At 74.3% G+C, this 26,920-nt stretch carries 18 protein-coding genes; 13 read left to right on the plus strand and 5 right to left on the minus strand.

The window, feature by feature from the left end:
- Positions 1-22 precede the first annotated feature (22 nt).
- The 4 genes from IE332_RS13940 (at position 23) to sucD (ending at position 6,063) form a co-directional block, all read left to right on the plus strand.
- A complete protein-coding gene (locus tag IE332_RS13940; protein ID WP_189916113.1) occupies positions 23-2,470 on the plus strand; it encodes a DUF5682 family protein in 2,448 nt (815 codons plus the stop codon).
- 39 nt (positions 2,471-2,509) lie between these two features.
- Entirely contained in the window at positions 2,510-3,676 is a 1,167-nt protein-coding gene (locus tag IE332_RS13945; protein ID WP_189916114.1) for a VWA domain-containing protein, read from the plus strand.
- Between the two features lie 304 nt (positions 3,677-3,980).
- A complete protein-coding gene (sucC, locus tag IE332_RS13950) occupies positions 3,981-5,153 on the plus strand; it encodes an ADP-forming succinate--CoA ligase subunit beta (protein ID WP_189916115.1) in 1,173 nt (390 codons plus the stop codon).
- Positions 5,154-5,172: 19 nt separating this feature from the next.
- Positions 5,173-6,063, plus strand: coding sequence for a succinate--CoA ligase subunit alpha (gene sucD, locus IE332_RS13955; RefSeq protein WP_189916116.1), 891 nt, complete (start codon positions 5,173-5,175; stop codon positions 6,061-6,063).
- 61 nt (positions 6,064-6,124) lie between these two features.
- Here the strand turns inward: sucD and IE332_RS13960 are convergent, their stop codons facing one another.
- Positions 6,125-8,455 (minus strand): LuxR C-terminal-related transcriptional regulator, encoded by a 2,331-nt coding sequence (locus IE332_RS13960; protein WP_189916117.1) that lies wholly within the window; start codon positions 8,453-8,455, stop codon positions 6,125-6,127.
- Between the two features lie 132 nt (positions 8,456-8,587).
- On the opposite strand from IE332_RS13960, the gene IE332_RS13965 reads away from it, so the two are divergent.
- Positions 8,588-10,096, plus strand: a complete 1,509-nt coding sequence (locus IE332_RS13965) for a cell division protein PerM (protein ID WP_189916118.1) — start codon at positions 8,588-8,590, stop codon at positions 10,094-10,096.
- 37 nt (positions 10,097-10,133) lie between these two features.
- Here IE332_RS13965 and IE332_RS13970 read toward each other — a convergent pair whose 3' ends face one another.
- Positions 10,134-10,817: a hypothetical protein gene (locus IE332_RS13970; protein WP_189916119.1), complete on the minus strand. Its 684-nt coding sequence runs from the start codon at positions 10,815-10,817 to the stop codon at positions 10,134-10,136.
- 561 nt (positions 10,818-11,378) lie between these two features.
- Here IE332_RS13970 and purN point away from each other — a divergent pair.
- Both purN and purH read left to right on the plus strand, forming a co-directional pair.
- Positions 11,379-12,038 (plus strand): phosphoribosylglycinamide formyltransferase, encoded by a 660-nt coding sequence (gene purN, locus IE332_RS13975; protein WP_189916120.1) that lies wholly within the window; start codon positions 11,379-11,381, stop codon positions 12,036-12,038.
- Positions 12,035-13,612: a bifunctional phosphoribosylaminoimidazolecarboxamide formyltransferase/IMP cyclohydrolase gene (gene purH, locus IE332_RS13980; RefSeq protein ID WP_189916121.1), complete on the plus strand. Its 1,578-nt coding sequence runs from the start codon at positions 12,035-12,037 to the stop codon at positions 13,610-13,612. The genes purN and purH overlap by 4 nt, the downstream gene beginning before the upstream one ends.
- 119 nt (positions 13,613-13,731) lie before the next feature.
- Here purH and IE332_RS13985 read toward each other — a convergent pair whose 3' ends face one another.
- Positions 13,732-14,334 carry a hypothetical protein gene (locus IE332_RS13985; protein ID WP_189916122.1) on the minus strand — a complete coding sequence of 201 codons (603 nt, stop codon included), beginning with the start codon at positions 14,332-14,334 and terminating at the stop codon, positions 13,732-13,734.
- A 548-nt stretch (positions 14,335-14,882) separates the two neighbouring features.
- On the opposite strand from IE332_RS13985, the gene IE332_RS13990 reads away from it, so the two are divergent.
- The 6 genes from IE332_RS13990 (at position 14,883) to IE332_RS14015 (ending at position 20,515) form a co-directional block, all read left to right on the plus strand.
- The gene (locus IE332_RS13990; RefSeq protein WP_189916123.1) at positions 14,883-15,737 is read left to right on the plus strand and encodes a bifunctional methylenetetrahydrofolate dehydrogenase/methenyltetrahydrofolate cyclohydrolase; all 855 of its coding nucleotides are present in this window, start codon (positions 14,883-14,885) and stop codon (positions 15,735-15,737) included.
- A gap of 19 nt (positions 15,738-15,756) precedes the next feature.
- Positions 15,757-16,182 carry a DUF3017 domain-containing protein gene (locus IE332_RS13995; RefSeq protein ID WP_189916124.1) on the plus strand — a complete coding sequence of 142 codons (426 nt, stop codon included), beginning with the start codon at positions 15,757-15,759 and terminating at the stop codon, positions 16,180-16,182.
- 296 nt (positions 16,183-16,478) lie between these two features.
- Positions 16,479-17,471 carry a malate dehydrogenase gene (locus IE332_RS14000; protein ID WP_189916125.1) on the plus strand — a complete coding sequence of 331 codons (993 nt, stop codon included), beginning with the start codon at positions 16,479-16,481 and terminating at the stop codon, positions 17,469-17,471.
- A 111-nt stretch (positions 17,472-17,582) separates the two neighbouring features.
- On the plus strand, positions 17,583-18,908 hold the full coding sequence (locus IE332_RS14005; RefSeq protein WP_189916126.1) for a hemolysin family protein: 1,326 nt from the start codon (positions 17,583-17,585) through the stop codon (positions 18,906-18,908).
- Positions 18,909-18,983: 75 nt separating this feature from the next.
- Entirely contained in the window at positions 18,984-19,979 is a 996-nt protein-coding gene (trpS, locus tag IE332_RS14010; RefSeq protein WP_189916244.1) for a tryptophan--tRNA ligase, read from the plus strand.
- A 47-nt stretch (positions 19,980-20,026) separates the two neighbouring features.
- Positions 20,027-20,515, plus strand: coding sequence for a 2'-5' RNA ligase family protein (locus IE332_RS14015; protein ID WP_229928578.1), 489 nt, complete (start codon positions 20,027-20,029; stop codon positions 20,513-20,515).
- Here IE332_RS14015 and IE332_RS14020 read toward each other — a convergent pair.
- Positions 20,500-23,025, minus strand: a complete 2,526-nt coding sequence (locus IE332_RS14020) for a CDP-glycerol glycerophosphotransferase family protein (protein WP_189916127.1) — start codon at positions 23,023-23,025, stop codon at positions 20,500-20,502. The two genes, IE332_RS14015 and IE332_RS14020, sit on opposite strands and share 16 nt — an antisense overlap.
- Before the next feature lie 229 nt (positions 23,026-23,254).
- Positions 23,255-26,827, minus strand: a complete 3,573-nt coding sequence (locus tag IE332_RS14025; RefSeq protein WP_189916128.1) for a bifunctional glycosyltransferase/CDP-glycerol:glycerophosphate glycerophosphotransferase — start codon at positions 26,825-26,827, stop codon at positions 23,255-23,257.
- Positions 26,828-26,920: the final 93 nt, after the last annotated feature.

Raw genomic sequence — 26,920 nt, forward strand, 5'->3', positions numbered from 1 at the left:
CCGAGCGTAGCGAGGTGGGGGCATGAGCGCCGGTGAGGTCGCCCTGCTCGGCATCCGCCACCACGGCCCCGGCTCGGCCCGGGCGGTGGCCGCCGCACTGGCGCGGTGGCGGCCGGACGCGGTGCTGATCGAGGGCCCGCCGGAGGCCGACGGCATCGTCCACCTGGCTGCCGAGAAGGACCTGGTGCCGCCGGTCGCGCTGCTCGCCCACGCGGTGGACGACCCGGCGAAGGCGGCCTTCTGGCCGTACGCCGAGTTCTCCCCGGAGTGGGTGGCGATCCGGCACGCCGTGGCGCACGACCTGCCGGTGCGCTTCATCGACCTGCCCGCCGGGTACGGCTTCGCGCCAGCGCCCGACGTCGACGTCGACGACGCCGCGGACGCCGCTGCCGAGGACGGCGCCGGCCACGACGGCCCGGCCGCGCCGCCCGCCGACCCGGTGGCGCTGCTCGCCGAGGCGGCCGGGCACGACGACCCGGAGCGCTGGTGGGAGGACGTGGTCGAGCACCGCGCGCCCGGCACCGACGCGCTGGCGCCGTTCGCCGCCGTCGCCGAGGCGATGGGCGCGCTGCGCGCCGAGGGCCTCGGCGAGTCCCGCCGGGACCTGCTGCGCGAGGCGTACATGCGCCAGCAGATCCGCGCCGCCCGCCGGGCCGGGCACGAGCGGATCGCCGTGGTCTGCGGGGCCTTCCACGTCCCCGCGCTGGAGACGATGCCCACCGTCGCGCACGACCGGGCGCTGCTCGCCGGGCTGCCGAAGAAGGTCCGGACGGACATCACCTGGGTGCCGTGGACGCACCGCAGGCTCTCCCAGGCCACCGGCTACGGCGCGGGCGTGGAGTCCCCCGGCTGGTACCACCACCTGTTCACCACCGACGGCGACCCGGTGCCGCGCTGGCTCACCCGGGCCGCCGACCTGCTGCGCGCCGAGGACCACCCGGTCTCCTCCGCCCACGTGATCGAGGCGGTGCGCCTCGCCGAGACCCTGGCGGTGATGCGCGGCCGCCCGCTCGCCGGGCTGACCGAGACCCTGGACGCCGTGCGCGCGGTGCTCTGCGAGGGCTCGGACGTCGCCCTGGAGCTCGTCCGGGACCGCCTGGTGGTCGGCGACCAGCTCGGCGAGGTCCCGGACACCGCACCGGCGGTGCCGCTGCAGCGCGACCTCGCCCGGCTGCAGCGCTCGCTGCGGCTCAAGCCCGAGGCCGCGCCGAAGGAGGTCGACCTCGACCTGCGCAAGGAGAACGACGCGGCCCGCTCCCGGCTGCTGCACCGGCTTCGGCTGCTGGGCGTGGACTGGGGCGTGCCCGCCCGCTCCACGGTCACCTCGACCGGCACCTTCCGGGAGAGCTGGCGGCTGTGCTGGCAGCCGGAGTTCGCGGTCCGGATCGCCGAGGCCGCCCAGTGGGGCACCACGGTCGAGGAGGCGGCCGGCAACAAGGCCGTCGGCACCGCCCGCGCGGCCGTCGAACTCGCCGAGCTGACCGGCCTGGTGGAGTCCTGCCTGCTGGCCGGGCTGTCCGGCGCGCTGCCCGCCGTGATGCGGGTGCTCGCCGACTGCGCGGCCCTGGACACCGACGTCGCGCACCTCGCGGGCGCGCTGCCCGCCCTGGTCCGCGCGCTGCGCTACGGCGATGTGCGCGGCACCGACCACGGCGCGCTCGCCGAGGCGGCGGCGGGCCTGGCCGAGCGGGTCTGCGTCGGACTGCCGTCCGCCTGCGTCGGCCTGGACGCGGAGGGCGCGACGGCGATGCGCGCCCGCCTCGACGAGGTGCACGGCGCGATCGGGCTGCTGACCTCCGCCGCGCCGCGGGCCTGGAGCCCGGACGGCCCGGACCACCGAGACGGCCCAGACGGCCAAAACGGCCAAGACGGCCCGGATCACCAAGCCGGCCAACATGGCCAGGCCGACCGGGACGATCCGTACGACCCCGACGGCCTGACCGGCCGCTGGGCCGCCGCCCTGCGCTCGCTGGCCGCCCGCGAGCCGTCCGGCGGACCGGCCACCGGCGCCCCCGGCCTGCTCCGCGGCCGGGCCGTCCGACTGCTGCTGGACGAGGGCCGGCTCGACTCCGAGGAGGCCGGCCGCCGACTGCGGCTGGTCCTGTCCGTCGCCAGCGCCCCGGCGGACGCGGCCGGCTGGGTCGAGGGCTTCCTCACCGGCGGCGGCGCCCTGCTGCTGCACGACCCCCGGCTGCTCGCCCTGCTCGACGAGTGGCTGACCGGGGTGAGCGGCGAGGTCTTCACCGACGTCCTGCCGCTGCTGCGCCGCACCTTCGCCGCGCTGGAAGCGGGTGTGCGCACCACCATCGGCGGCCGGGTCGCGGCCGGCCCGCTCGGCGAACCCCCGGCGGACCTCGCCCCGGCCGGCGAACTGGACCGGGACCGCGCCGACGCCGCCGTTCCCGTGGTGGCCCTGCTGCTCGGCGTCCGCCCGCGGATCCCCCGGCAGCCCGCCGGCCGCGACACCTGACACCCCGGCCGACCCGGCCGACCCCTGAAGGAGGACGAGATGGCAGCGCCCACGACCGACGAACGGCTGCGCCGGTGGCGGCTGGTGCTCGGCGGCGAGGCCGACGGCACCGGCCACCCCCTGCGCGGCCGGGACGCCGCGATGGACGGCGCCCTCGCCGCGCTCTACCGCGGCGCGCCCGAGGAGGGCGCCCGGGCGGGCCGCGGCGGCCGCCGCGGCGCCGGGCTGGGCGGCTCGGCCCCGCAGGTGGCCCGCTGGCTGGGCGACATCCGCACCTACTTCCCGTCCACCGTCGTCCAGCTGATGCAGCAGGACGCGATCACCCGGCTCGGCCTGGACCGGCTGTTGCTGGAGCCGGAGATGCTGGAGGCCGTCGAACCGGACGTCCACCTGGTCGGCACCCTGCTCTCGCTCAAGCACGCGCTGCCGGAGACCACCCGGGAGACCGCCCGGGCCGTGGTCGGCAAGGTGGTCGCCGACCTGGAGCGCCGGCTCGCCGACCGCACCCGGGCCACCCTCGGCGGAGCCCTCGACCGCAGCGCCAAGGTCAATCGCCCCCGGCACCGCGACATCGACTGGGACCGCACGATCCGGGCCAACCTGAAGAACTACCTGCCGGAGCACGGCACCGTCGTCCCCGAGCGGCTGGTCGGCTACGCCCGCGCCCAGCGCGCGGTGAAGAAGGACGTCATCCTCTGCATCGACCAGTCCGGCTCGATGGCGCCCTCGGTCGTGCACTCGGCGGTCTTCGGCGCGGTGCTCGCCTCGATGCGCACCCTGGACACCCGGCTGGTCGTCTTCGACACCTCGGTGGTCGACCTCACCGAGCAGCTGACCGACCCGGTCGACGTCCTGTTCGCCACGCAGCTGGGCGGCGGCACCGACATCAACCGCGCGCTGGCCTACTGCCAGTCGAAGATCACCCGCCCGTCCGAGACCGTCGTCGTGCTGATCAGCGACCTCTACGAAGGGGGCATCCGGGACGGCATGCTCAAGCGGGTCGCCGCGATGAAGGCGGCCGGGGTCCAGTTCATCGCCCTGCTCGCGCTCTCCGACGAAGGCGCTCCCGCCTACGACCACGCGCACGCCGCCGCGCTGGCCGCCCTCGGCGCGCCGGCCTTCGCCTGCACCCCGGACGCCTTCCCCGGGATCATGGCGGCCGCCATCGAGAAGCGTCCGATCCCGGTGCCGGAGCCGGGTCTGTGACGGCCTCACCCGTACGGGCGAATCCACCCGATCGGTGGACGGGGCGTTCACCGGGACGCTCCGGCCTGTCTGTGACGGTTCTCACCCAAGACGGGCAGGCCCCGGGCGAAAGACTCCCGTCCCACGGGGATAACCTGCCAGACGGACGTGACGCGCGTGTTGATTGACGTGTGCGCCCGTGGCTGTGTGGGCCGCAAGGCCGTACCTCTGCGTACCCGCACCGCCCCGACGACCCGCAGCGAAGATCCTGCCGTGGCACGCTCGTAGAGACACAATCCGCGACCACGAACAAGGACGAACACACGTGGACCTGTTCGAGTACCAGGCGAGGGACCTCTTCGCCAAGCACGGCGTGCCCGTGCTTGACGGTGATGTCATCGAGACCCCCGAAGCCGCTCGCGCCATCGCCGAGCGCTTCGGCGGACGCGCCGTCGTCAAGGCTCAGGTGAAGGTCGGCGGCCGTGGCAAGGCCGGCGGCGTCAAGCTCGCCGCCGACCCGGCCGACGCCGTCGCCAAGGCCGAGGCGATCCTCGGTATGGACATCAAGGGCCACACCGTTCACAAGGTGATGCTGGCCCAGACCGCGGACATCAAGGACGAGTACTACGTCTCGTTCCTGCTGGACCGCACCAACCGCACCTTCCTGGCCATGGCCAGCGTCGAGGGCGGCGTGGAGATCGAGGTCGTCGCCGAGCAGAACCCCGAGGCGCTCGCCAAGATCCCGGTCGACGCCAACGAGGGCTGCACCCCGGAGAAGGCCGCCGAGATCGTCGCCGCGGCGAAGTTCCCGGCCGAGGTCGCCGACCAGGTCGCCGAGGTCCTGCAGAAGCTGTGGACCGTCTTCATCAAGGAGGACGCCCTCCTCGTCGAGGTCAACCCGCTGATCAAGTCCGGTGACGGCAAGATCATCGCGCTCGACGGCAAGGTCTCCCTGGACGAGAACGCCGAGTTCCGCCAGCCGGAGCACGAGGCCCTGGAGGACAAGGCCGCGGCCAACCCGCTCGAGGCCGCCGCCAAGGCCAAGGGCCTGAACTACGTCAAGCTCGACGGCCAGGTCGGCATCATCGGCAACGGCGCGGGCCTCGTCATGAGCACCCTCGACGTGGTCGCCTACGCCGGTGAGAACCACGGCGGCGTCAAGCCCGCCAACTTCCTCGACATCGGCGGCGGCGCCTCCGCCGAGGTCATGGCGAACGGCCTGGAGATCATCCTGGGCGACCCCGACGTCAAGTCGGTCTTCGTCAACGTCTTCGGCGGCATCACCGCGTGCGACGCGGTCGCCAACGGCATCGTGCAGGCCCTCGCGCTCCTGGAGAGCAAGGGCGAGAACGTCACGAAGCCGCTGGTCGTCCGCCTGGACGGCAACAACGCGGAGCTGGGTCGCAAGATCCTCGACGACGCCAACCACCCGCTGGTCCAGCGCGTGGACACCATGGACGGCGCCGCTGACCGCGCCGCCGAGCTGGCCAACAAGTAAGGAAGGGGACTTTCACACCATGGCTATCTTCCTTACCAAGGACAGCAAGGTCATCGTCCAGGGCATGACCGGCGCGGAGGGCATGAAGCACACCCGCCGCATGCTCGCCTCCGGCACCCAGATCGTCGGCGGTGTCAACCCGCGCAAGGCCGGTACCACGGTCGACGTCGACGGCACCGAGATCCCGGTCTTCGGCTCCGTCGCCGAGGCGATGGAGAAGACCGGCGCCGACGTCTCGGTCCTCTTCGTGCCGCCGGCCTTCACCAAGGCCGCCGTCGTCGAGGCCATCGACGCCGAGATCGGCCTGGCCGTCGTCATCACCGAGGGCGTCCCGGTGCACGACACCGCCGCCTTCTGGGCGTACGCCGGTGCCAAGGGCAACAAGACCCGCATCATCGGCCCGAACTGCCCCGGCCTGATCAGCCCCGGACAGTCGAACGCCGGCATCATCCCGGCCGACATCACCAGCTCCGGCAAGATCGGCCTGGTCTCGAAGTCGGGCACCCTGACCTACCAGCTCATGTACGAGCTGCGCGACATCGGCTTCTCCTCGGCCGTGGGCATCGGCGGTGACCCGGTCATCGGCACCACCCACATCGACGCCCTCAAGGCGTTCCAGGAGGACCCGGACACCGAGATCATCGTCATGATCGGTGAGATCGGTGGCGACGCCGAGGAGCGTGCCGCGGCCTTCATCGCCGAGCACGTCACCAAGCCGGTCGTCGGCTACGTCGCGGGCTTCACCGCCCCCGAGGGCAAGACCATGGGCCACGCCGGCGCCATCGTCTCCGGCTCCTCGGGCACCGCCCAGGCGAAGAAGGAGGCCCTCGAGGCCGCCGGTGTCAAGGTCGGCAAGACGCCGTCCGAGACCGCCCGCCTGGCCCGCGAGATCATCGCCGCCCAGGCCTGATCCCCGCGTTCAGCGCGTGACGAGCGCCCCCGCCCTCCCCGGGCGGGGGCGCTCGCCGCGTTCAGCGCGTCCTCGGCCCCGTCGCACACGGCCGCGGCGCCCACAACGGACAGGCCGACGGCCCCTGCGGCGGCGGGGCGTCCGCGCCCCGGGCCGACCCCGGCAGCCCCCAGCGGGCCGCCGCCTGCGCGTGCGGCTCCACCAGCACCGCCTCCAGCCCCGGCGCCGGACTGCACCACAGGCTGCTGATGCCGTTCGGCACCCCGCCCGGCAACAACGGCACCCCGGGCTCCGCCACCTCGGCGGCGGGCAGGCAGAGCGAAGGCGCCGGCGGGGCCGGCGGCCGGAACAGCACCGCGGGCCGCACCCCCGCCAACGTCGCCAGCGTCGCCCCGCCCACCGCCACCGTCAGCAGCGCCGCCGCGCCCGTCCGGCTCGCCGTCCACAACCGGTGCCGGGCCCGCAGCACCGGCACCGGCGACCGGTGCGGCTCCGGACACCCGCGCACCGCCGCCCGGTGCAGCAACCGGCTCAGCCCGTCCGCGAACCCCGGCGCCGCCGGATCCGGGCCCACCAGGTCCGGCACCCACTGCGCCAGCGCCGCCCGGGCCGTCCACACCCGCCCCTCGGCGGCCGCCAGGGTCGACTCCACCTCCACCGCGATCGCCGCCGCCGGCAGCCCCAGCCCGTCGTGCAGCACCAGCGCCCGGCGCTGCGGCCGTGACAGCCGCCTCAGCGCCTTCAACAGCGCCCGGTCCCGGTCGGTCAGCCGGTCGTGGTCCGGCAGCACCGCCTGCGACTCGTCCGCCGGCCGCACCTTGATCCGCCGGTGCGGCAGACCCCACGCGTGCGCCCGCCGCGGGCCGCCCCGGTGCCACGGCGACAACGCCAACTCGCACGCCCGCACCCGCACCCACCCCTCCGGGTCCCCCGACCCGGCCGCCGCCGGCCACCCCCGCCGCGCCTCCCCGAACGCCCGCCGCACGCAGTGCACCGCCCGGTGCCGACAGGCGGTCAGCAGGAACACCTGCTGGACCAGACGGGTGTGCGCGGTCTCGTACAGCTCCTCGAAACCCGGCACCGGACGGGCGGCGGGCACGGGTCCGGGCCCGGACCCGGCGGGTGGCGGGGACACGGCCGGGGCCGTCCGGGCACGCCCGCCCGCGGCTGCTGCGACCGGAGCCGTCTGCGTCATCTCGCCGTGCCCTTCCGTACCCGCGGGGTGCTGCCGCTCTCCGCTCGCCGTGCCGGGACGCGGGGCCCCGGCCGGGGACACCCCGTCACCGGGCCCGCCCGAGCCGGCCGACGCCACCCCGGAGGGGCGCCGCGACCCCTTCGCCATGGTGGAGGCTCGGGCGTCCCCGGCCCCGCCGCCACGCCTTTCGGCACCCCCGGGGCCCGCCTGGCTCCGCCGATCGGCGGCCGGGGGCTGCGGATCGCCCGCCGCCGAGGCGGGGTGGAGAGGGGCCGAGGGCCGGTGGTTCGTCGGGGCCGTGGCGGCCGGGGGCTCCTGCACGGCGTCGGCGCGCTTCGCGGTGTCGGCCGGGTCGGGCAGGCTCCGCCCGTCGGCGGCTGGTGCGGGCGATGAGGTCGTACGCGCGGCGGCCGCCGGGGGCTGCCGGTTGCCCGATGCAGAAGGGGGGCGGGTGTCCTCGGATGCGGTGGCCTGTGGCCGCTGACCCTCCCGAGCCTGGACAGCCAGGGGGCCGGGTGCCGCGCTGTCGTGTTCCGCCTCGCTCTGGTCCGGCCCGGCACCGGAGGGCCCGTGCCCGTCGGCGGTCGGCGGGGCCGGGGCAGGGTGCGTCGGGCCGGTGCGCTGGTCCCGGGCCGGGCGGGGCCCTCGTGCGGCGTCGGCGGCCGGGTCGGCCCCTGGTGCGAGGGCGGGTGGGTCTTCGCGCGCGGGCGTGTGCGCCGGGTCCTCGCGCTCTTCTCGGGTACGGCGCGCCGTTGGGCCGCGGCGGGTGCGGGCGCCCGGCTCGGCGGCCGGGGTGGCGCTTTCCCGCTGGTCGGCGGTGGTGGTGTCGGCGGCCTCGCCGTCGCCGCCTGCCCTGGTCGCCGGGCCGAGGGAGGAGGGGGTGAGGCCGGCGAAGTTCGTGGGGCCGAGGGCGGCCGGGACGTCGGGGAGGGCGCCCGCGGCGAGGGTGATGGCCTCGGCCTGGGTGGGGGCGCCGAGCTTCCGCATGGCGCGCAGCAGGTAGCTGCGGGCCGTGGTGGGGGTGACGCCGAGGGCGGCGGCGGTGCGGGGGAGGTCGTGACCGGCGGCGAGGTGGGCGAGGGTCTGGGCCTCACGGGGGGTCAGCTTCCGCAGGAGGCGGGCCGTGTCCTGGCCACCGCGGTCAGGCCCGCGGTGGCGCTCGGGGGTGGGGGAGTCGGCGGTGGGCGGCGTGGTCATCAGACGCTCCGGGCCGGGGCGCCGGCGGCTTGGGGGCAGGGTCTGAAAATGCGCATAAGCCAATAATCTGGGACACGGCGGCGGTTTGCCGCTTCACGGAGCATGGCGAGTCGCCTTGGCACCATGAGGCGCATGACGCAGCTGATGGGCCGTCCGATCCTGGAGGCGCCGGGAGAACTGGGCGGACGCCCCGCGCTGGCCGACCTGTTGGCGGGGGTGCGGACGGCGCTGGTCGGCTTGGCGGTGGTCGGGGTGCCGGTGCTCGGGCTCTGGGTGGTGACCCCGGACGCGGACGACGGCGCGGCGGCCGCCACCCGGTTGGCGGGGGTGTTGTGGCTGCTCGGGCACGGTGCGCCGGTGCTGCGCGGGGAGGCGGACGCCCCGCTGACGGTCACTCCGTTGCTGCTCGGCGCCCTGGCCGTGGTGCGGCTCCACCGGGCGGGTGCAGGGGTGGCGGCGCGGCGCGGGCTGCGGTCGCGCTGGGGCGGTCCGGTGGCGTTGTGGGCGGGGTACTGCGCGGTGGCGGTCGTGGTGGCGTTGCACTGCGCGGGTGCCGGGCTGTTCCGCAGCCGGGTGGTGTGGGACGTCCTGGTGGTGGCGCTGGTGGCCGCCCTGGCGACGGCGGCCGGGGTCCGCTCGGCCGGCACCGGGGCCACCCCGGTCGCCGGTTCCCTGCTGGACCGGCTCCCGCCGCCGTACCGTCCGGACGGTGCCGCGCCGGTGGTGCGGGCGGCGGCGTCGGCGGCCGGGGCCGGGCTGGTCGCGGCGGGCGGGGTGCTGGTGGCGGTGTCGGCGGTGCTGGACGCGGTGGCCGGCGGCGGGCGCGGGATGGCGCTGCTCGGGGGCGGGCCCGCCGCGCTGCTGGGGTTGTCGCTGCTCTCGCTGGTGCTGCTGCCGAACGCGCTGGTGTGGGGTGCGGCGTACGCGCTGGGCCCGGGGTTCGCGGTGGGGGCCGGGACGGTGGTGTCCCCGGCCGGGACGGCGCTGGGGCCGGTACCGGACTTCCCGTTGTTCGCCCTGCTGCCGGCCGACGGGCCGGGCGGCTGGCGATGGGCGGTGCTGGTGCTGCCGTTGCTGGCCGGGGTGGTGCCGGCGGTGCTGCTGGGCCGTGCGGCGGCGGGGTTGCGGGGTCCGGACGGCGGGGTCGAGGACCGGCCCGAGCCGTGGCCGCCGGCCGCGACGGTGGCGGCCGCGGTGGCGACGGCCCTGGTGGTCGGGGCGGCGGCGGTGCTGTCGGGCTGGCTGTCCGGTGGGGCGCTGGCGGGCGGGCGGATGGTCCGGCTGGGGCCGGTGCCGTGGTGGACGGGCCTGGCGGCGGCGGCCTGGGTGGTGCTGGTGGCGGTGCCGGGCGCGCTGCTGGTGCGGCATCAGGTGCTCGGCGCGGCGGCTCGGCAGGCGGCGGAGCGAACGGCGGCGGAGCAGCAGCCGGCGGGCCTTCAGCCGGCGGACCGGGGCCCGGCGGCCGGGCAGGGCGCGTACGCCCGGCTCGCGTGGCGGGCGCGCCGGGGTGCGCTGGGGCTGCGCGCCCGGACGTACGCCCTGGTGCTGCGGCTGTCGGGGCCGGCCGCCGGGGCCTCGGACCCGGACGAGGGCTTGGACGAGGGCCTGAACGGGGGCCTGAACGGGGGCCCGGCCGACTGACGGCCGCGCCCCCGACCGCTCGCTCGCCCGCCCGCGGCTACTCGGTGTTGCCGGTGAAGTCCACGTACCACTGCGGTGCGTACCGGTCGCAGTTCTCGGCGCCGACCGTGGTCAGCGAGTCCCGCACGCAGGTGACGTAGTCGCGGTAGTGGTAGTTGAGGCCGATCACCGACATGGCGACGACGACGGTCATCGCGCCGGTCAGGATGCCGGCGAGTGCGGCCGGGGTGAGCGGGTTGGGCGCCGGGGCCATCGGGACCGGCCCGGCCGGGCCGACCGGACCGAACGGCCCCGCCGCGGCGGCGGTCGCCGCCGGGGTGCCCTTCGGGCTCCGCAGGGCGCCGATGCCCCAGACGATGCCCAGCAGTCCGACCAGCAGGGCGATCCAGTGGAAGCCGGTGAACAGGCAGACCAGGGCGAACGGCCCGGCCAGCGCCGCGTTGCGGGCCCGGCGGTGGGCCGGGTTCGCGGGGTCGAGCCGGGGCGGCTGCGGGGCCGGCGGCCGCTGGCCGGGGCTGCCGTCGCCCTGGCCGGAGCCCCACGGCGGCGGGAGCTGCGGGCGCTCGCCACCCGGGCCGCCGCCCTGACCGCCGCCACCGTGACCGCCGCCGTCCTGGCCCTCGCCGGTCCAGGGGCTGCGCGGCTGCCACGGCTGGTCCGGGGCGTCCGCCGGCGGCGGCGCGAAGGGGTTGCGCTCGTCGGTGTCGTCGCCGCTGCTCATGGGTTCAGCCAATCCTCGTCGGTCCGGTCGGTCTGGTCGGTCTGGTCGGTCGGTCGTCGGTTCGTCGGTCGGGGGCACCCGTCGTCGCCCGGCAGGCCCGTCGGGCGTCCGTCGGCCGGTCGTCCGTGCGGGCCCGGGTCGGGCCTCGGAAGGTCCTTCGTCAGTCCTCGGTCAGTCATCGGCCGCGGCTCCGGGGGAGCCCGGCCCGGGGGCCTGGCGGTCGGCGCGGTCGCCCGCGCCCTCCAATGATCCCGCAGCCGTCCGTCGCTCCACCGGCGGCCCGGGCTCCGGGCCGGTCGGGTCCGGTCGGCCGGGAGCGACCCGGGTGCCGGGGCCGGGGAGATCCCCGTCTCAACTACGCGCGTAGCGCCGCCAGGAGGGTGCGGAGGCCCTCCGACCAGCCGTTATCGTGGTGACGGTCAGCAGCTCACATCGGTTCCCCGGGGCCCGCGTCGCGGCGGGTTCTCCTGGTGTTCCCCCTCGCTCGACCTGCCGTTCGTAGTGGCCCCACCACCGGTGGACGTACCAGCGCACGGCGCCCGACCTACGGAGAATCGCGCAGTGGCCGCCGCCCCCGCCCAGCACTTCCCGCCCCGTACGTCCGGACCGGCCCGCCTGGTGGTGCTGGTCTCCGGCTCCGGCACCAACCTGCAGGCGCTGATCGACGCCGTCGCGGACGAGGCGTACGGCGCCGAGATCCTCGCCGTCGGCGCGGACCGGGACGCGATCGCCGGCCTGGAGCGCGCCGCGAAGGCCGGCCTGCCGAGCTTCGTCCACCGGGTGAAGGACTTCCCGGACCGGGCCGCCTGGGACCGCGCGCTGACCGCCTCCGTCGCCGAGTACGAGCCGGACCTGGTCGTCACGGCCGGTTTCATGAAGATCCTCGGCCCCGAGTTCATCACCGCCTTCGCCGGGCGGATCGTCAACACCCACCCCGCACTGCTGCCCGCCTTCCCCGGCGCCCACGGCGTCACCGACGCGCTCGCGTACGGCGTGAAGGTCACCGGCTGCACCGTCCACCTGGTCGACGCCGGCGTGGACACCGGGCCGATCATCGCGCAGGGCGTCGTCGAGGTCGTCGACGCCGACCACGCCGATGGCGGCGACGCGCTGCACGAGCGCATCAAGACTGTCGAGCGCAAGCTGCTCGTCGACGTCGTGGGCCGGCTGGCCCGCGAGGGTCACCGCATCGAGGACCGAAAGGTATGGATCCCGGCATGAGTGCCAGCTCCACCACCCCCCCTGTCTCCGAGAACATCCGTCCGATCCGTCGTGCGCTGATCAGCGTGTACGACAAGACCGGTCTGGAGGAGCTGGCCCAGGGCCTGCACGCCGCCGGGGTCGCCATCGTCTCCACCGGTTCCACCGCGGGCCGGATCGCCGCCGCCGGCGTCCCGGTGACCGAGGTCTCCGAGCTCACCGGCTTCCCGGAGTGCCTGGACGGGCGGGTGAAGACCCTGCACCCGCGCGTGCACGCCGGAGTGCTGGCCGACCTGCGCCTGGAGTCGCACCGCGCGCAGCTGGCCGAGCTGGGCGTCGAGCCCTTCGACCTGGTCGTGGTGAACCTCTACCCGTTCAAGGCCACCGTCGCCTCGGGCGCCACCCCGGACGAGTGCGTCGAGCAGATCGACATCGGCGGCCCGAGCATGGTGCGCGCCGCCGCCAAGAACCACCCCTCGGTGGCCGTCGTGGTCGACCCGGCCCGCTACGCCGACGTGCTGCAGGCCGTGCAGGACGGCGGCTTCGACCTGGCCACCCGCAAGCGCCTGGCCGGTGCCGCGTTCGCCCACACCGCCGCCTACGACGTGGCTGTCGCCTCCTGGTTCGAGGACGGCTACGCCCCCAGCGACGAGCGTTTCCCGGAGTTCCTGGGCGCCACCTGGGAGCGGCAGAACGTGCTGCGCTACGGCGAGAACCCGCACCAGGGCGCCGCGCTGTACAGCGACGGCACCGGCGGCCTGGCCGGCGCGCAGCAGCTGCACGGCAAGGAGATGTCGTACAACAACTACGTCGACACCGACGCCGCCCGCCGTGCCGCGTACGACCACGCCGAGCCGGCCGTCGCGATCATCAAGCACGCCAACCCGTGCGGCATCGGGACCGGCGCCGACGTCGCCGAGGCGCACCGCAAGGCGCACGAGTGCGACCCGGTCTCCGCGTACGGCGGCGTGATCGCGGTCAACCGCCCGGTCACCGTCGAGCTGGCCGAGCAGATCGCCCCGATCTTCACCGAGGTCGTCGTGGCCCCGGGTTACGAGGACGGCGCCCTGGAGGTGCTGACCCGCAAGAAGAACCTGCGGGTGCTGCTCGCCCCCGAGGCCCCGGCCAACCGCCAGGAGGTCCGCCCGATCTCCGGCGGCGTGCTGCTGCAGGAGACCGACCGGGTGCACGCCGAGGGCGACGACCCGGCGAACTGGACGCTCGCCACCGGTGAGGCGCTCTCCGCGGCCGAGCTGGCCGAGCTGGCCTTCGCCTGGCGGGCCTGCCGGGCCGTCAAGTCCAACGCGATCCTGCTGGCCAAGGACGGCGCCTCGGTCGGCGTCGGCATGGGCCAGGTCAACCGGGTCGACTCCTGCAAGCTCGCGGTCGAGCGGGCCGGCGAGCGGGCCAAGGGCGCGTACGCGGCCTCGGACGCCTTCTTCCCGTTCGCGGACGGCCCGGCGATCCTGATCGCGGCCGGCGTCAAGGCCATCGTCCAGCCCGGCGGTTCGATCCGTGACGAGGAGGTCGTCGCGGCGGCCGCCGAGGCCGGCGTGACCATGTACTTCACCGGCGCGCGGCACTTCTTCCACTGAGCCGCGTCCGGCCGTGACCGGACGGGCCCGCCGGGCCCGCTGACGGCGTGACGGCATGACAGAGCGGCCCGGCCCCTCCGAGGAGGGGCCGGGCCGCTCTCGCGCGTCGCGCGGGCCGGTCAGTACCTCGGCCGGTTGAACCAGTTGACGCCGTCCCGGACGCACATGGCGCTGATCCAGATGATGCAGATCGCCAGCCACAGCAGGCCGAAGACCAGCAGCGCGGCGCTGCCGACGTTGATCCCGCCGATCAGGATCAGCAGGCCCAGCAGCGAGGCGATCGAGCCGTAGACGATGGTGGTGATGCGGACGCTGTTGCCGCCCTTGCCGAACTTCGCGCCCAGCGTGATGGAGAGCGCGGCGGCCAGCGCGAACAGGATCGCGAAGACCACCGCGATGCCCGCGGCGGCGTCGCCGATCGCGCTGAACGGGTTGTCGCTGGTGGTGGTCCTGCTGAGGGTGGTGCTGGCGTCCTTGGCGGCCGCGGCGCCGATCAGGTAGGCGATCGCGAGGATCACCTGCACGCCGCCCACCACGAACAGCAGCACCCGCGCGGTCGTCACCAGGCCCGGCATGGACGGCGGCACGGCCGGCGCGTAGCCGTAGACCGGGGCCTGCTGCGGGTAGCCGTACGCGGCCGGCGGGGCCTGCTGCGGGTAGCCGTAGCCGGGGGCGGCCGGCGGCTGGCCGTACGGGTTGTTCGGGTCGGGCGGGTAACTCATGGATGCCTCCGGGCAGTTACGGGGACGCGGGGACGGGACGGCGGGCGGCCCGGTGTCGGTCGGTGAGTCGGGTCGCCGACCGGACGGGACGGTAGCGGAGCGGGGTGACGGCCCGGCGGCGGTGCCGGGCGCCGTCGGCTCAGCGACGTGGTGAGGACCGGAGGAGCGGGACCGTCGACGGGCCCGACGCGGGCGGGACGGCGCCGCGGTGTTCGGGCTGCTCGGACTGCTGTGGTCGACTCACTGGCTCTTTCCCCCGGGTACGCACCGCCGCGGGATCCGTCGGCCCGTCACCGGGCCGGTCGCGGCGGAGATGCCCGCTTATCGTGATCCGGACGGCGGCGCCGTGTCCAGCCGGTTCCGCGGGCCGGGCCAAGACTGTGGCGCAACCGCAACGTCCGGCGGACCTTCGTGCCCGTCCGGTCACCTGCCCGGCCACCCGCACCGTCGCCTGCCCGGCCACCCGCCCGGTCATCTGCCCGGCCACCTGTCCGGCCACCCGTCCGGCCGTGGTACGGCGACCGGTCGCGATCCGGGAGAATGGTGTCATGACTGCCCAGATTCTCGATGGCAAGGCCACCGCCGCCGCGATCAAGTCCGAACTCGCCGCCCGCGTGGCGGCCCTCAAGGCGAAGGGCGTCACGCCCGGCCTCGGCACCGTCCTGGTCGGCGACGACCCGGGCAGCCGCTGGTACGTGAACGGCAAGCACAAGGACTGCGCCGAGGTCGGCATCGCCTCGATCCAGCGCGAGCTGCCCGCCACCGCCACCCAGGAGGACGTCGAGAACGTCGTCCGCGAGCTCAACGCCGACCCGACCTGCACCGGCTACATCGTCCAGCTGCCGCTGCCCAAGGGCCTGGACCAGAACCCGGTCCTGGAGCTGATGGACCCGGACAAGGACGCCGACGGCCTGCACCCGACCTCGCTCGGCCGGCTCGCCCTCGGCATCGAGGGCCCGCTGCCCTGCACCCCGCTGGGCATCGTCGAGCTGCTGCGCCGCCACGACGTCGAGATCGACGGCGCCGAGGTGGTCGTGGTCGGCCGCGGCATCACCGTCGGCCGTTCGATCGGCCTGCTGCTGACCCGCCGGTCCGAGAACGCCACGGTGACCCTGTGCCACACCGGCACCCGGGACCTGAGCTCCCACCTGCGCAAGGCCGACATCATCGTGGCCGCCGCCGGCGTGCCGCACCTGGTGAAGCCGGAGGACGTCAAGCCGGGCGCGGCGGTGCTGGACGTGGGCGTCAGCCGCAGCGAGGGCAAGATCGTCGGCGACGTCCACCCGGGCGTGGCCGAGGTGGCCGGCTGGATCTCCCCCAACCCCGGCGGCGTGGGCCCGATGACCCGCGCGATGCTGCTCAACAACATCGTCGAGGCGGCCGAGCGCCGCGCCGGCATCTGACACCCCAGGGACGGCGAGCATGACTGAACCGCGACCGGCGCGGACCCGGCGCAGGCCGGTCAAGACCACCGGCACCCTGCCGCCCGAGGGCTCGGCCGCGGCCCTCGGGCGCGAGCACGCCCTGCCGGTCCGGCAGTGGCCGATAACGCTGGTCCTGCTGGTGGTCGGCGCCGGACTCGCGGTCACGTGGTTCGCCGACTTCAAGGACGGCTTCAAGTACGGGCTGCTGATCCTCGGCGGCGGTGTGCTGCTGGGCGCGGTGCTGCGCCTGCTGCTGCCCGAGGTCGGGATGCTGGCGGTGCGCAGCCGCTTCACCGACGTGATCGTGCTGACCTTCCTGGGAGCCTCGATCGTGCTGCTGACCCTGGTCGCGCAGCCGAACCCGTGGCTGCAGATCCCGCTGCTCGACAACATCGGCCAGCTGATGGGCCGGCCCAAGCACTGACCGGCCCGAACGCCGCGGCCCCCGCCCGACCCCCGCGCTCCGGGGCGCCGGGCGGGGGCCGCGGCGTTCCCGCGACACATCCGCCCTGCGACGCGTCGGCTCCGTGGCGCATCAGCGATGTGGCGCATCAGCGCTGTGACGCATCAGCGCTGTGACGCATCAGCCACGCCCGCACACGCGGCGTACGCTTCCCTTTGCGATAACCTGACGCGGGTCTCTCGATGTCGAGAGACCATCCTCGGCTCCAGTGCGCCGGTGTGCCTGGGGCACCTGGCGATTTGCTGGAGAAGGTAGAAATGACTCGCACCCCCGTCAACGTCACCATCACCGGAGCGGCCGGCCAGATCGGCTACGCGCTGCTCTTCCGCATCGCCTCGGGCCACCTGCTCGGTGCCGACGTGCCGGTGAACCTGCGCCTCCTGGAGATCCCGCAGGGCCTCAAGGCCGCCGAGGGCACCGCCATGGAGCTCGTCGACTGCGCCTTCCCGCTGCTGCGTGACATCACGATCACCGACAACCCGAACGTGGCCTTCGACGGCGCCAACGTCGCGCTGCTGGTCGGCGCCCGTCCGCGCACCGCCGGCATGGAGCGCGGCGACCTGCTGCAGGCCAACGGCGGCATCTTCGGCCCGCAGGGCAAGGCGATCAACGACCACGCCGCGGACGACATCAAGGTCCTGGTCGTCGGCAACCCGGCCAACACCAACGCCCTGATCGCCCAGCGCAACGCCCCGGACGTCCCGGCCGAGCGCTTCACCGCGATGACCCGCCTGGACCACAACCGCGCCGTCGGCCAGCTGTCCGCCAAGACCGGCGCCCTGGTCTCCGACATCAAGCGCGTCACCATCTGGGGCAACCACTCCGCGACCCAGTACCCGGACATCTTCCAGGCCGAGATCGCCGGCAAGCCGGCCTTCGAGGCCATCGGCAGCGACCAGGCCTGGCTGGCGGACGAGTTCATCCCGACCGTCGCCAAGCGCGGCGCCGCCATCATCGAGGCCCGTGGCGCCTCCTCGGCCGCCTCGGCCGCCAACGCCGCCATCGACCACGTGCACACCTGGGTCAACGGCACCGCCGAGGGCGACTGGACCTCGATGGGCGTCGTCTCCGACGGCTCCTACGGCGTCCCGGCCGGCCTGATCTCCTCCTTCCCGGTCACCACCAAGGACGGCGAGTTCTCGATCGTCCAGGGCCTGGAGATCTCCGACTTCTCCCGCGGCCGCATCGACGCCTCGGTCAAGGAGCTGACCGAGGAGCGCGACGCGGTGCAGGAGCTGGGCCTCATCTGAGCCCGCTGAGCACTCCGGCGGCCCGTCACCCCTCCCCGGGGCGGCGGGCCGCCGCCGTGTCCGGCCACAGGGGCCCGCCGCCGGGCACCGGCCGCCCTACACTGGCCCGCTGTGAACGAAACCCTCGGGGACGCCGCGCTCGTCCTCGTCTTCATCCTGCTGGGCGGGCTGTTCAACGTCGCCGAGATCTCGCTGATCTCGCTGCGCGAGGGCCAGATCCGGACGCTGGAGGCGCGCGGCACCCGGCGTTCGGCCCGGGCCGCGCACCTGGCCGCCGACCCCAACCGCTTCCTGGCCGCCGTCCAGGTCGGCGTGACCTGCATGGGCTTCCTCTCCGCCGCCTTCGGCGCGGACACCCTGGCCGGGAAGGTCGCCCCGCTGTTCGTCCGGGCCGGCCTGACCGAGGGGATGGCCGACGCGGTCGCGCTGGTCGGCCTCACCCTGGTGATCAGCTACGTGTCGCTGGTGCTCGGCGAGCTGACCCCCAAGCGGATCGGCCTGCAGCGCGCCGAGTCCATCGCGGTGACTTCCGCCCCGGTGGTGGACGTGATGTCGGTCGTGCTGCGCCCGGTGATCTGGCTGCTCGGCCACTCCACCAACCTGATGGTCCGGCTGCTCGGCGGCGATCCGACGGCCGGCCGGGGCTCGATGAGCTCCGAGGAGCTGCGCGGCCTGGTCGCCGCCAACACCGAACTCGGCAGCGACGAACGGACGATGATCGCCGACGTGTTCGCCGCCGGGGAGCGCCAGCTGCGCGAGGTGATGGTCCCGCGCACCGAGGTGACCTTCCTGGACGCCGAGCGCCCGCTGGCCGCCGTACGGCACCAGGCCGACACCTCCCCGCACTCGCGCTACCCGGTGGTCGAGGGCAGCGCGGACGCGGTGGTCGGCTTCGTGCACGTCCGCGACCTGTACGGCGCGCGCGGCGAACAGGCCGCCAAGGCCCGCGACCTGGCCCGCCCGGTCAAGCTGCTGCCCGGCACCAAACTGGTGCTGGAGGCGATGGGCGAGATGCGCCGCGAGGGCCACCACCTGGCCATCGTGGTGGACGAGTACGGCGGCACCGCCGGGATCGTCACCCTGGAGGACCTGGTCGAGGAGGTGATCGGGGAGATCCGGGACGAGTACGACCGGCCGGAGACCGCGCCCACCCGCCGGCTGGCCGGCGGCGGCGTGGAGCTGGACGGCCTGCTCAACCTCGGGGACTTCGCCGAGGAGACCGGCGTCACCCTGCCCGAGGGCCCGTACGAGACGGTGGCCGGCTGCCTGGTCGCCTCGCTCGGCCGGCTGCCCCGGGACGGCGACCAGGTGCGGGTGCCGCTGGAGGGCGACGGCGTGGTGCTGCTGACGGTGGCCAAGGTGGAGGGCCGGCGGATCGCCCGGGTGAGGGTGAGTGCCGTCACACTGGCCGAGCCTCCGGGGGCGGACGTTTCCTGAGCGACCGGTGGAACTGGAAGAATGGCCCGCATGGTCAACGCAGCGGTCACCGGTCCGGTCAAGGAGCGTCCCCGGGTGCTCTCCGGCATCCAGCCCACCTCCGGCTCGTTCCACCTCGGCAACTACCTCGGCGCGGTGCGCCAGTGGGTCGACCTGCAGAAGGAGAACGACGCCTTCTACATGGTCGTCGACCTGCACGCGATCACGGTGCCGCAGGACCCGGCGACGCTGCGCGAGAACACCCGGATCTCCGCCGCCCAGCTGCTCGGCGCCGGCCTGGACCCCGACCACTGCACCCTCTTCGTCCAGTCGCACGTGCCCGAGCACGCGCAGCTCGCCTGGGTGATGAACTGCCTCACCGGCTTCGGCGAGGCCGCCCGGATGACCCAGTTCAAGGACAAGTCCTCCCGGTACGGCGCCGACAGCACCACGGTCGGCCTGTTCACCTACCCGATCCTGCAGATCGCGGACATCCTGCTCTACCAGGCGGACGCCGTCCCGGTCGGCGAGGACCAGCGCCAGCACGTGGAGATCACCCGCGACATCGCCGAGCGCTTCAACACCCGCTACAGCCCGACCTTCACGGTGCCGAAGCCGTACATCCTCAAGGAGACGGCGAAGATCCAGGACCTCCAGGACCCGGCCGTCAAGATGAGCAAGTCGGCCTCCTCGCCCAAGGGCCTGGTGAGCCTGCTGGACGAGCCGAAGGCCAGCGCCAAGAAGTTCAAGAGCGCCGTCACCGACACCGGCACCGTCGTGTCCTACGACGAGGAGGGGAAGCCGGGCGTCTCCAACCTGCTGCGCATCCACTCCGCGCTCAGCGGCCGGTCGGTCGAGGACCTGGTCGCGCACTTCGAGGGCAAGATGTACGGCGCCCTGAAGACCGAGCTGGCCGAGCTGTTCACCGAGTGGGTGACGCCCTTCCAGGAGCGCACCCGCACCTTCCTGGACGACCCGGCGGAGCTGGACCGGGTGCTGGCGATCGGCGCCGACAAGGCCCGCGAGGTGGCGTCGGTGACGCTGGAGACGGTGTACGACCGGATCGGCTTCCTCCCGGCCGCCAAGCGGTGACGCCCCTCACACACCTGCCGGGGGAGCTCCTCACCATCGGCGTGTCCGTGAGCGTCCCGGAGCCGTACGGCACGGCGATCCAGGACGCCCGGGCCGGGCACGGCGACCCGCAGGCCCGGTCGATACCGACGCACGTCACCCTGCTGCCGCCGACCGAGGTGCCGGCCGAGCTGCTGCCGAAGATCGAGGAGCACCTGGCGGCGGTGGCGGCCGCGCACCGGCCGTTCCGGATGCTGCTGCGCGGCGGCGGGACCTTCCGCCCGGTCTCCCCGGTGGTGTACGTCCGGGTCGAGGAGGGCGCGCAGGAGTGCCGGCTGCTGGAGGCGGACGTCCGCTCCGGCCCGCTGGCCCGCGAACTGGCCTTCCCGTACCACCCGCACGTGACGGTCGCCCACGGCCTGCCGGACGACGTGCTGGACCAGGCGTACGAGCAGGCGCGCGGCTTCCGGGCGTCCTTCGTGGTGCCGGGCTTCGGCATCTCCCGGTTCGACGCCGACGAGGTCTGGCGGCCCTGGCGGAGCTACTCCTTCTGCTGAGGGACGGCGGCGCGCCCCAGTGCGAGCATCCGGTCGACCACCCGGCGGGCCGCTCCGCCGTCGTCCAGCGCGCAGTGCTCGGCCCGGAAGCGCCGGTAGCGCGCGGCGTACCCGGACGGCAACCGGGCTCCGCCGTCGGCGAGTTCGCGCAGCGCGCCGAGCAGTTCGGCGGAGGTCGGCACCAGCGGGCCGGGGGCGTCGGACTCGAAGTCGAAGTAGAAGCCGCGCAGGGTGTCGCGGTAGTGCTCCAGGTCGTAGGTGAAGAAGTACACCGGGCGGCCGGTGATCGCGAAGTCGAACATGATCGACGAGTAGTCGGTCACCAGCACGTCCGCGACCAGCAGCAGCTCCTGGGGGTCGGGGTAGTCCCCGCAGTCGTACACGAAGCCGTCGCCGGCGCCCGTGAGGGGCTCGCGCACGTGCGCGTGCGGGCGGACGAGCAGCACGTGGTCGGCGCCGAGCAGGCGCCGGGCGTGGTCGAGGTCCAGCCGCAGGTCGAGCCGGAAGCCGTCGCCGTCGCCGCGCTGCTGGTCCTCGCGCCAGGTCGGCGCGTACAGCACGATCCGCTTGCCGGCGGGGATGCCGAGCCGGCGGCGCACGGCCGCGGCGGTCCGTCCGTCCGGGCGGGCGAGCACGTCGTTGCGCGGGTAGCCGGACTCCAGCACCTCGCCGCGGTAGCGGAAGGCCCGCCGCAGGATCGGGGTGGCGAACGGGCTGGGGGAGAGCAGCAGGCTCCACTGCGGGGTCTCCCGGTCGAGCGCCTCCAGGTAGCCGCGGTCGGCCAGCCAGGGGTTCGGGACGTCGTGGGCGATCCGCTTCAGCAGTGAGCCGTGCCAGGTCTGCACCACGACCTGGCCGGGGCGGCGGGTCAGGAAGTCCGGGAAGTGCGTGTTGCCGACCAGGTACCGGCAGGTGGCCAGCGCCCGGTACCACTCCGGGCTCCACACCCGCACCGGGGTGACCCCGGCCGGCAGCTCGGCCTGGGCGTCGTCGACCGCCCACAGGTGCTCCAACGGCGTTCTGCGGCGCGCCAGTTCGGCGTGCACCGCGCGCGGCGAGTCGGCGTAGCCGCGGCCGCCGAACACGTCGTACAGCACCGCCTCGCAGAGCGGTTCGCGGCGGGCGGCCGGGTAGCGCTCGGTGCGCTGGCGGTGCTGCGCCCAGGCGCTGCGCTCGCCCGCGCCGAGCACCGGGGTGGAGTCCACCAGCAGGGTGTCGTGCCAGCGGCGCTGCAGCAGCACCTGCTTGCCGCCGGCCGTGGTGGCGGCCGGGACGGCGGGCAGCGCGGCGGGGGCGGCGAGCAGCGGCCGGCCGGGGCCGGTGCCGTCGGCCGGTTCCAGCGCGGCCTCCCAGAGGCCCTTGCGCAGCGGCAGCGCGGCGCCGTCCGAGCCGGTGCGGGTGGCGGGGATCCGGGCCAGGAAGCGGCCGTCCGGGCCGGTCTCGACCGGGGTGCGGACCTCGCTCGCGGTGCGGTCGTGCCGCAGCACCAGGTCCAGCCGGTCCGCGGCCGGGGCCGGGCAGTGGCCGGACAGCTCGAAGCCGTCGGCGCGGACGGCGATCCGGTCGACCAGGCCGGCCGCGGGCTGGACACAGACCTGGAGGCGGCCGTCGTCGAGGTGCTTGAGGTAGAGCACCCGGTCCGGGGCGTCGGGCAGCGGGTGCTGGCCGGTCACCGGGCCGCCGCGTTCGTCGAGGCAGAGCTGGTCGGTCCTGCCGTCGGGGCGCAGCAGTTCGGCGTCCCAGTGCTCCAGTCCGCCGCGGCCGCGGCCGCCGGCGGTGAACGGCCGGTACGGCAGGTGGGCGGTGAAGGTGTCGCCGCCGCGGGTGAGCGGGCGTTCGATCACCGCCGGGCTCTGCCGGTGGCGCAGCCGCAGGACGGTGCCGGCCGGGCAGGTGTCGGCGGTGCCGCCCAGGTCGAGGCCGCCGGGGGTGCGGGCGGCCCGGGTGATCCGTACGGCCGGGCGCTCCAGCCGTACCCGCAGCCGGCCGTCCTCGAAGTACGGCCGCAGGCGCACGTCGCGGTCCACCCAGTGGGCCGGGGGGTACTCGCCGGAGCCGCACCAGTGCGGGGCGAGGGCGCCGTACTGGCGGCGCAGCCGGGTGGCGCGCGGGCGGGTGAAGAGGGTGGTCTCGATCCGCCAGTCGCCGAGCAGCCACCGGCCCTCGCGGCGCAGCCGGCCGGGCTCCAGCAGGGCGGTGAAGCCGGACCAGTCGTGGTTGTGCTCGGGCTGGGCGCTGTCGTCGGTGACCTCGGGCATCCGGCGGGGCCGGGAGCGCAGGTGCAGCGGGGGCCCGGCGCCGTCCTCGTGGCGCAGGGTCAGCCAGGTCCAGGCGGAGCCGGGGCGGCCGGTGTCCACGCCCCGGGGGCGGGCGAAGCCGGTGAGCTCCAGGCCGCGGCCGTACCACCGGGCGCGCAGCAGCCCGAAGAGCACGTCCTCGTCGGCCTCGGGCCGGTCGGTGGTCACCCGGGGCGCGGCGTGCGGCAGGACGAGCCGGGTGAGCACAGGCATGGTGATCGGAGCCCTTCGGAATGGAAATTCATATCCCATCCAGAAATGGCACCAAGGTCAACTGAACGCTTTTTCGAATTGCCCGGTCAATTGATTCCGGGGAACTCCGGTTCGATGATTCCCGCGATATTCGATTCTTTTTCGATTCGGGCGGGCCTCGAAAACGGCCGGACGCGAAAGGGCGCCCGACACCGGTGGTGTCGGGCGCCCCGTCTACCGCTCGCGGCGACTACTCCTTGCGGAGCATCGCGTCGACCACCCGCGCGGCGGCCTTGCCGTCGTCCAGGTCGCAGTAGGCCTCGCGGAACGCGGCGGCCTTGTCCGCGTGCTCCGCCGCGACCTCGTCCACCCGGCCGAGCGCGGCGACCAGCTCCTCGGAGGTGGCCAGCAGCGGGCCGGGCGCCTCCGCCTCGAAATCGAGGCTGAAACCGCGCAGGTTGTCCCGGTAGTGCTCCAGGTCGTGGGTGAAGAACAGCATCGGCTTTCCGGTCGACGCGAAGTCGAACACGCTCGCCGAATAGTCCGTCACCAGCACGTCGGCGATCAGCAGCAGTTCCGCCATGTCGGGGTAGCTGCCGACGTCCCAGACGTAGCCGTTGCCGGCGCCCGGGATCTGGCCGCACATCACGTTGTGCCGGCGCACCAGCAGCACCTGGTCGTCGCCGAGCGCGGCCTTGGCCGCCTCCAGGTCGATCCGCAGGTCGATCTGGTAGCCGCCGTTCGGCCGGCGCCGGTCCTCGCGCCAGGTCGGCGCGTAGAGCACGACCTTCTTGCCCTCGGGCAGGCCGAGCCGCTCCCGGACCTGCTCGGCGGTCTTCTCCCGGTCCGCCGCGAACAGCAGGTCGTTGCGGGGCGAACCGCTCTCCAGGATCTCGCCCTTGAAGTCGAAGGCGCGCCGCAGCACCGGGGCCGACCAGCGGTTGCCCGCCACCAGCAGGCTCCAGTTCGGGACCTCCCGGGCCAGGCCCTTGAGGTAGTTGGAGTCGGTGAACCAGACCTTCTCGAAGTCGAAGCCGACCTGCTTCAGCGGGGTGCCCTGCCAGGTCTGCACCACCACCTGGCCGGGGCGGCGGACGAAGAAGTCGGGCAGGTGGGTGCTGGTCACGATGTACTTGGCGGTGGCCAGCGCCTCGAACCACTCCGGGCTCCAGAGCCGGATCGCCGTCGCGCTCTGCGGCAGCTCGACCTGCATGTCGTCGCTGCCCCACAGGTGGTCCAGCGCCAGACCGCGGCGGACCAGCTCCTCGTGGACGGCGCGCGGCGAGTCGGCGTACATGCTGCCGTTGCCGGCGTTGTACAGCACCGTGTCGCGCACCGGCAGCCGGCGGGCGGCCGGGTAGTCGGCGGTGCGCAGCTGGCGCTGGCGGAAGCCGGAGCGCTCCTCGGGCAGCAGCGCCGCGTGCGACTCCAGCGAGAGGCCGTCGTGGTGGCGCCGCTCCAGCACGATGCGCTTGCCGCGGGACTCCACCTCCAGCGGCAGCGCGCCGAAGCAGGCCGGGGAGACCTGCACGGAGGCGTCGGCCAGCTTCTCGGCCGGCCCGCCGACCTGGCGGAAGAAGACGTCCCAGGTGCCCTTGGCGAACGGCACCCGGCCGGCGAACGTGGCCGTCGGCACGGCGGGCAGCGCGGTGCGGAACCGGCCGTCCGTGATCTCCACCGGGTAGACGTGCTCCTCCTCGCGCCAGTTGTGGCGGACCACCAGCTCCCAGCGGTGCGCACCGGCCAGCGGGAACGAGCCGCTGAGCAGGAAGCCGTCGGCGCCGCGCGAGGACACCTCGTCCACCAGCGGCTGCAGCAGCTGGTCGGAGAACTGCAGGAAACCGCTGGGGGAGGGCTTGGAGTAGAGCGCCCGCCGCTCGGCGGCCGGGGCCTGCGGGTTCAGCGGCAGGTGCAGCTGCTCGGGCGCGTTGCGCTCGTCCCAGGCCAGCGAGACGACACTGGCGTCGGCCAGCACCAGCGCGGTGTCCCAGCGGTCCCGGGCACGGTCGTCGGCGACCGGGTCCAGCTCGGCCCAGGCCTCGCGGACGGCGGTCAGCTCGTCGATCGAGAAGGACGCGGTGAATGGCTGCAGCGAGCCGACCGGCGCGCCCAGCTCCAGCGGGACGGTCACCTCGCGGTCCGACTCGACGTGGGTGAGCCGCAGCCGGGCCCCGGCGAAGCTCGGGCCGGAGCGGGCCGCACCCGAGACCTCCACCCGGCCGGCGTGCGCCGCCAGGCCGGTCACCCGGGCCTTGACCGTCTCCACCCGCAGGTAGAGGAAGTTGTCCCGGACCCACGGCACGATCCGCACGTCCGGCTCGACCCACTGCGCCGGCACGTAGTGCGCGGTGTCGCTCCAGCCGGCCGAGATCCGGCCCTTGTACACCCCGCCCTTGCCGGCACCGGCCACCAGGACGCGCCAGTGCCCGTCCTTCCACTGACCGCGGTGCTTGAGCTTCTTCGGGTCGACGGAGACGCTGAAGCCGGACCAGTCGCAGCTGTACAGGTCGTGGTTGCAGCTCGCGGTGGCCTCGGGGCTGTACGTGGTCCGCATCGGCACCGCGATCACCCGGCGGCCCTTGGTCTCGCGCAGCACCAGGGTGCGGACCATGTCGTGCTTGTTGGCCGCGCCCAGCTGCTCCGGGTACGCGTGCCCGGTCAGCTGCAGCTTCCCGCCCACCCAGGCGCTCTCGTACAGCCGGCTGCGCATGACCAGCGAGTTGTCCAGCTTGAGCACGCCGGCCGGCACGCTCTTGCGCCCGCCGCGCAGGAACGGGTAGTCGGCGTACGGGCGCAGCACGCCGCGGGCCTGGACGCCGCCGCCGCTCTCGCCCTCGTACTTGATCTGCTCGACCAGCTCGTCCACCCGGCCCGCCAGGGTCAGGTGGTACTTCAGCCGCAGCGGCGCGCGCAGCTTGCGGACCTGCTCGGGGCCGATCGCCCGGAGCAGCCGGCTGACGCTCTGGACGTAGGCGGCCCGGTACTCCTTGTCGCCGTCCACGACGGACCAGAAGAACATCGGGATCTCCTCGACGAGGGTGTTCTCGTCGTAGGAGCGCAGGTACTGGGCGAAGCGCGGCTCGGTCTGCTTCTTCAGCCAGCCGCGGACCAGCTCGACCGAGGTGACCCGGTCGACCAGGCCCTTCGGGTTGGTGCGCATCTGCGTGATCGACATCTCGCCGACCTCGCGCTCGCGCCAGTGGTAGATCGGCTCGGAGAGCACGTCCACGCTCTTGGCCAGGTAGTGGTGCGGCACGCTGACCGGCGCGTCCTCGTACAGGATGCCCTCGGGGTACAGGATGCCGGCGGCGTCGAAGAACGAGCGGCGGTACACCTTGTTCCAGGCGGTGCGGTCGGTGACCAGCGCCGGGATCTCGGTGATGTGGGTCTTGAGCTTGGTCTCCTTGAACGGCTTCACGTGGCCGCCGGACTGGTAGTAGCCCACGGCGCGGAAGCGCAGCACGTTGCCGGTGCAGAAGTCCGAGCCGGTCTCGTCCAGCGTGTTGATCATCAGCTCGTACGCGCTGGGCGGCATCGAGTCGTCGCTGTCCACGAAGCACAGGAACTCGGCGTCCGGGTCGATGTGCCGGATGCCGGTGTTGCGGGCCGCGCCGAGGCCCTTGTTCACCTGGCGCACCAGCCGGAAGCGCGAGTCCTTGGCCGCGTACGCCTCGGCGAGGGCCGCGCTGTCGTCCTTCGAACCGTCGTCGACCATGACGCACTCGAAGTCCGTGAAGGTCTGGGCGGCGATCGAGTCGAGGCACTCGACGAGATAACGCTCGACGTTGTAGATCGGAACGACGATGGAGAGGCGGGGAGCCATCGGCTACGCAGGCCTTTCTGGGGAAGGAGCGTGGCAGCCCGGTGGGGGCCTGACCGCACTTCGTATCGGTGCGTACGTGCGACCCGATCCTAC

The organism is Kitasatospora xanthocidica (assembly GCF_014656195.1).
Lineage (GTDB): Bacteria > Actinomycetota > Actinomycetes > Streptomycetales > Streptomycetaceae > Kitasatospora > Kitasatospora xanthocidica.

Coding starts and splice junctions, on each gene's coding strand:
- IE332_RS14000 (WP_189916125.1), top strand. CDS start 16,479: ATGACTCGCACCCCCGTCAACGTCACCATCACCGGAGCGGCCGGCCAG.
- IE332_RS13965 (WP_189916118.1), top strand. CDS start 8,588: ATGACGCAGCTGATGGGCCGTCCGATCCTGGAGGCGCCGGGAGAACTG.
- IE332_RS14025 (WP_189916128.1), bottom strand. CDS start 26,827: ATGGCTCCCCGCCTCTCCATCGTCGTTCCGATCTACAACGTCGAGCGT.
- IE332_RS13985 (WP_189916122.1), bottom strand. CDS start 14,334: ATGAGTTACCCGCCCGACCCGAACAACCCGTACGGCCAGCCGCCGGCC.
- sucD (WP_189916116.1), top strand. CDS start 5,173: ATGGCTATCTTCCTTACCAAGGACAGCAAGGTCATCGTCCAGGGCATG.
- purH (WP_189916121.1), top strand. CDS start 12,035: ATGAGTGCCAGCTCCACCACCCCCCCTGTCTCCGAGAACATCCGTCCG.
- IE332_RS13940 (WP_189916113.1), top strand. CDS start 23: ATGAGCGCCGGTGAGGTCGCCCTGCTCGGCATCCGCCACCACGGCCCC.
- IE332_RS14020 (WP_189916127.1), bottom strand. CDS start 23,025: ATGCCTGTGCTCACCCGGCTCGTCCTGCCGCACGCCGCGCCCCGGGTG.
- IE332_RS13990 (WP_189916123.1), top strand. CDS start 14,883: ATGACTGCCCAGATTCTCGATGGCAAGGCCACCGCCGCCGCGATCAAG.
- IE332_RS13960 (WP_189916117.1), bottom strand. CDS start 8,455: ATGACCACGCCGCCCACCGCCGACTCCCCCACCCCCGAGCGCCACCGC.
- IE332_RS13995 (WP_189916124.1), top strand. CDS start 15,757: ATGACTGAACCGCGACCGGCGCGGACCCGGCGCAGGCCGGTCAAGACC.
- IE332_RS13970 (WP_189916119.1), bottom strand. CDS start 10,817: ATGAGCAGCGGCGACGACACCGACGAGCGCAACCCCTTCGCGCCGCCG.
- IE332_RS13945 (WP_189916114.1), top strand. CDS start 2,510: ATGGCAGCGCCCACGACCGACGAACGGCTGCGCCGGTGGCGGCTGGTG.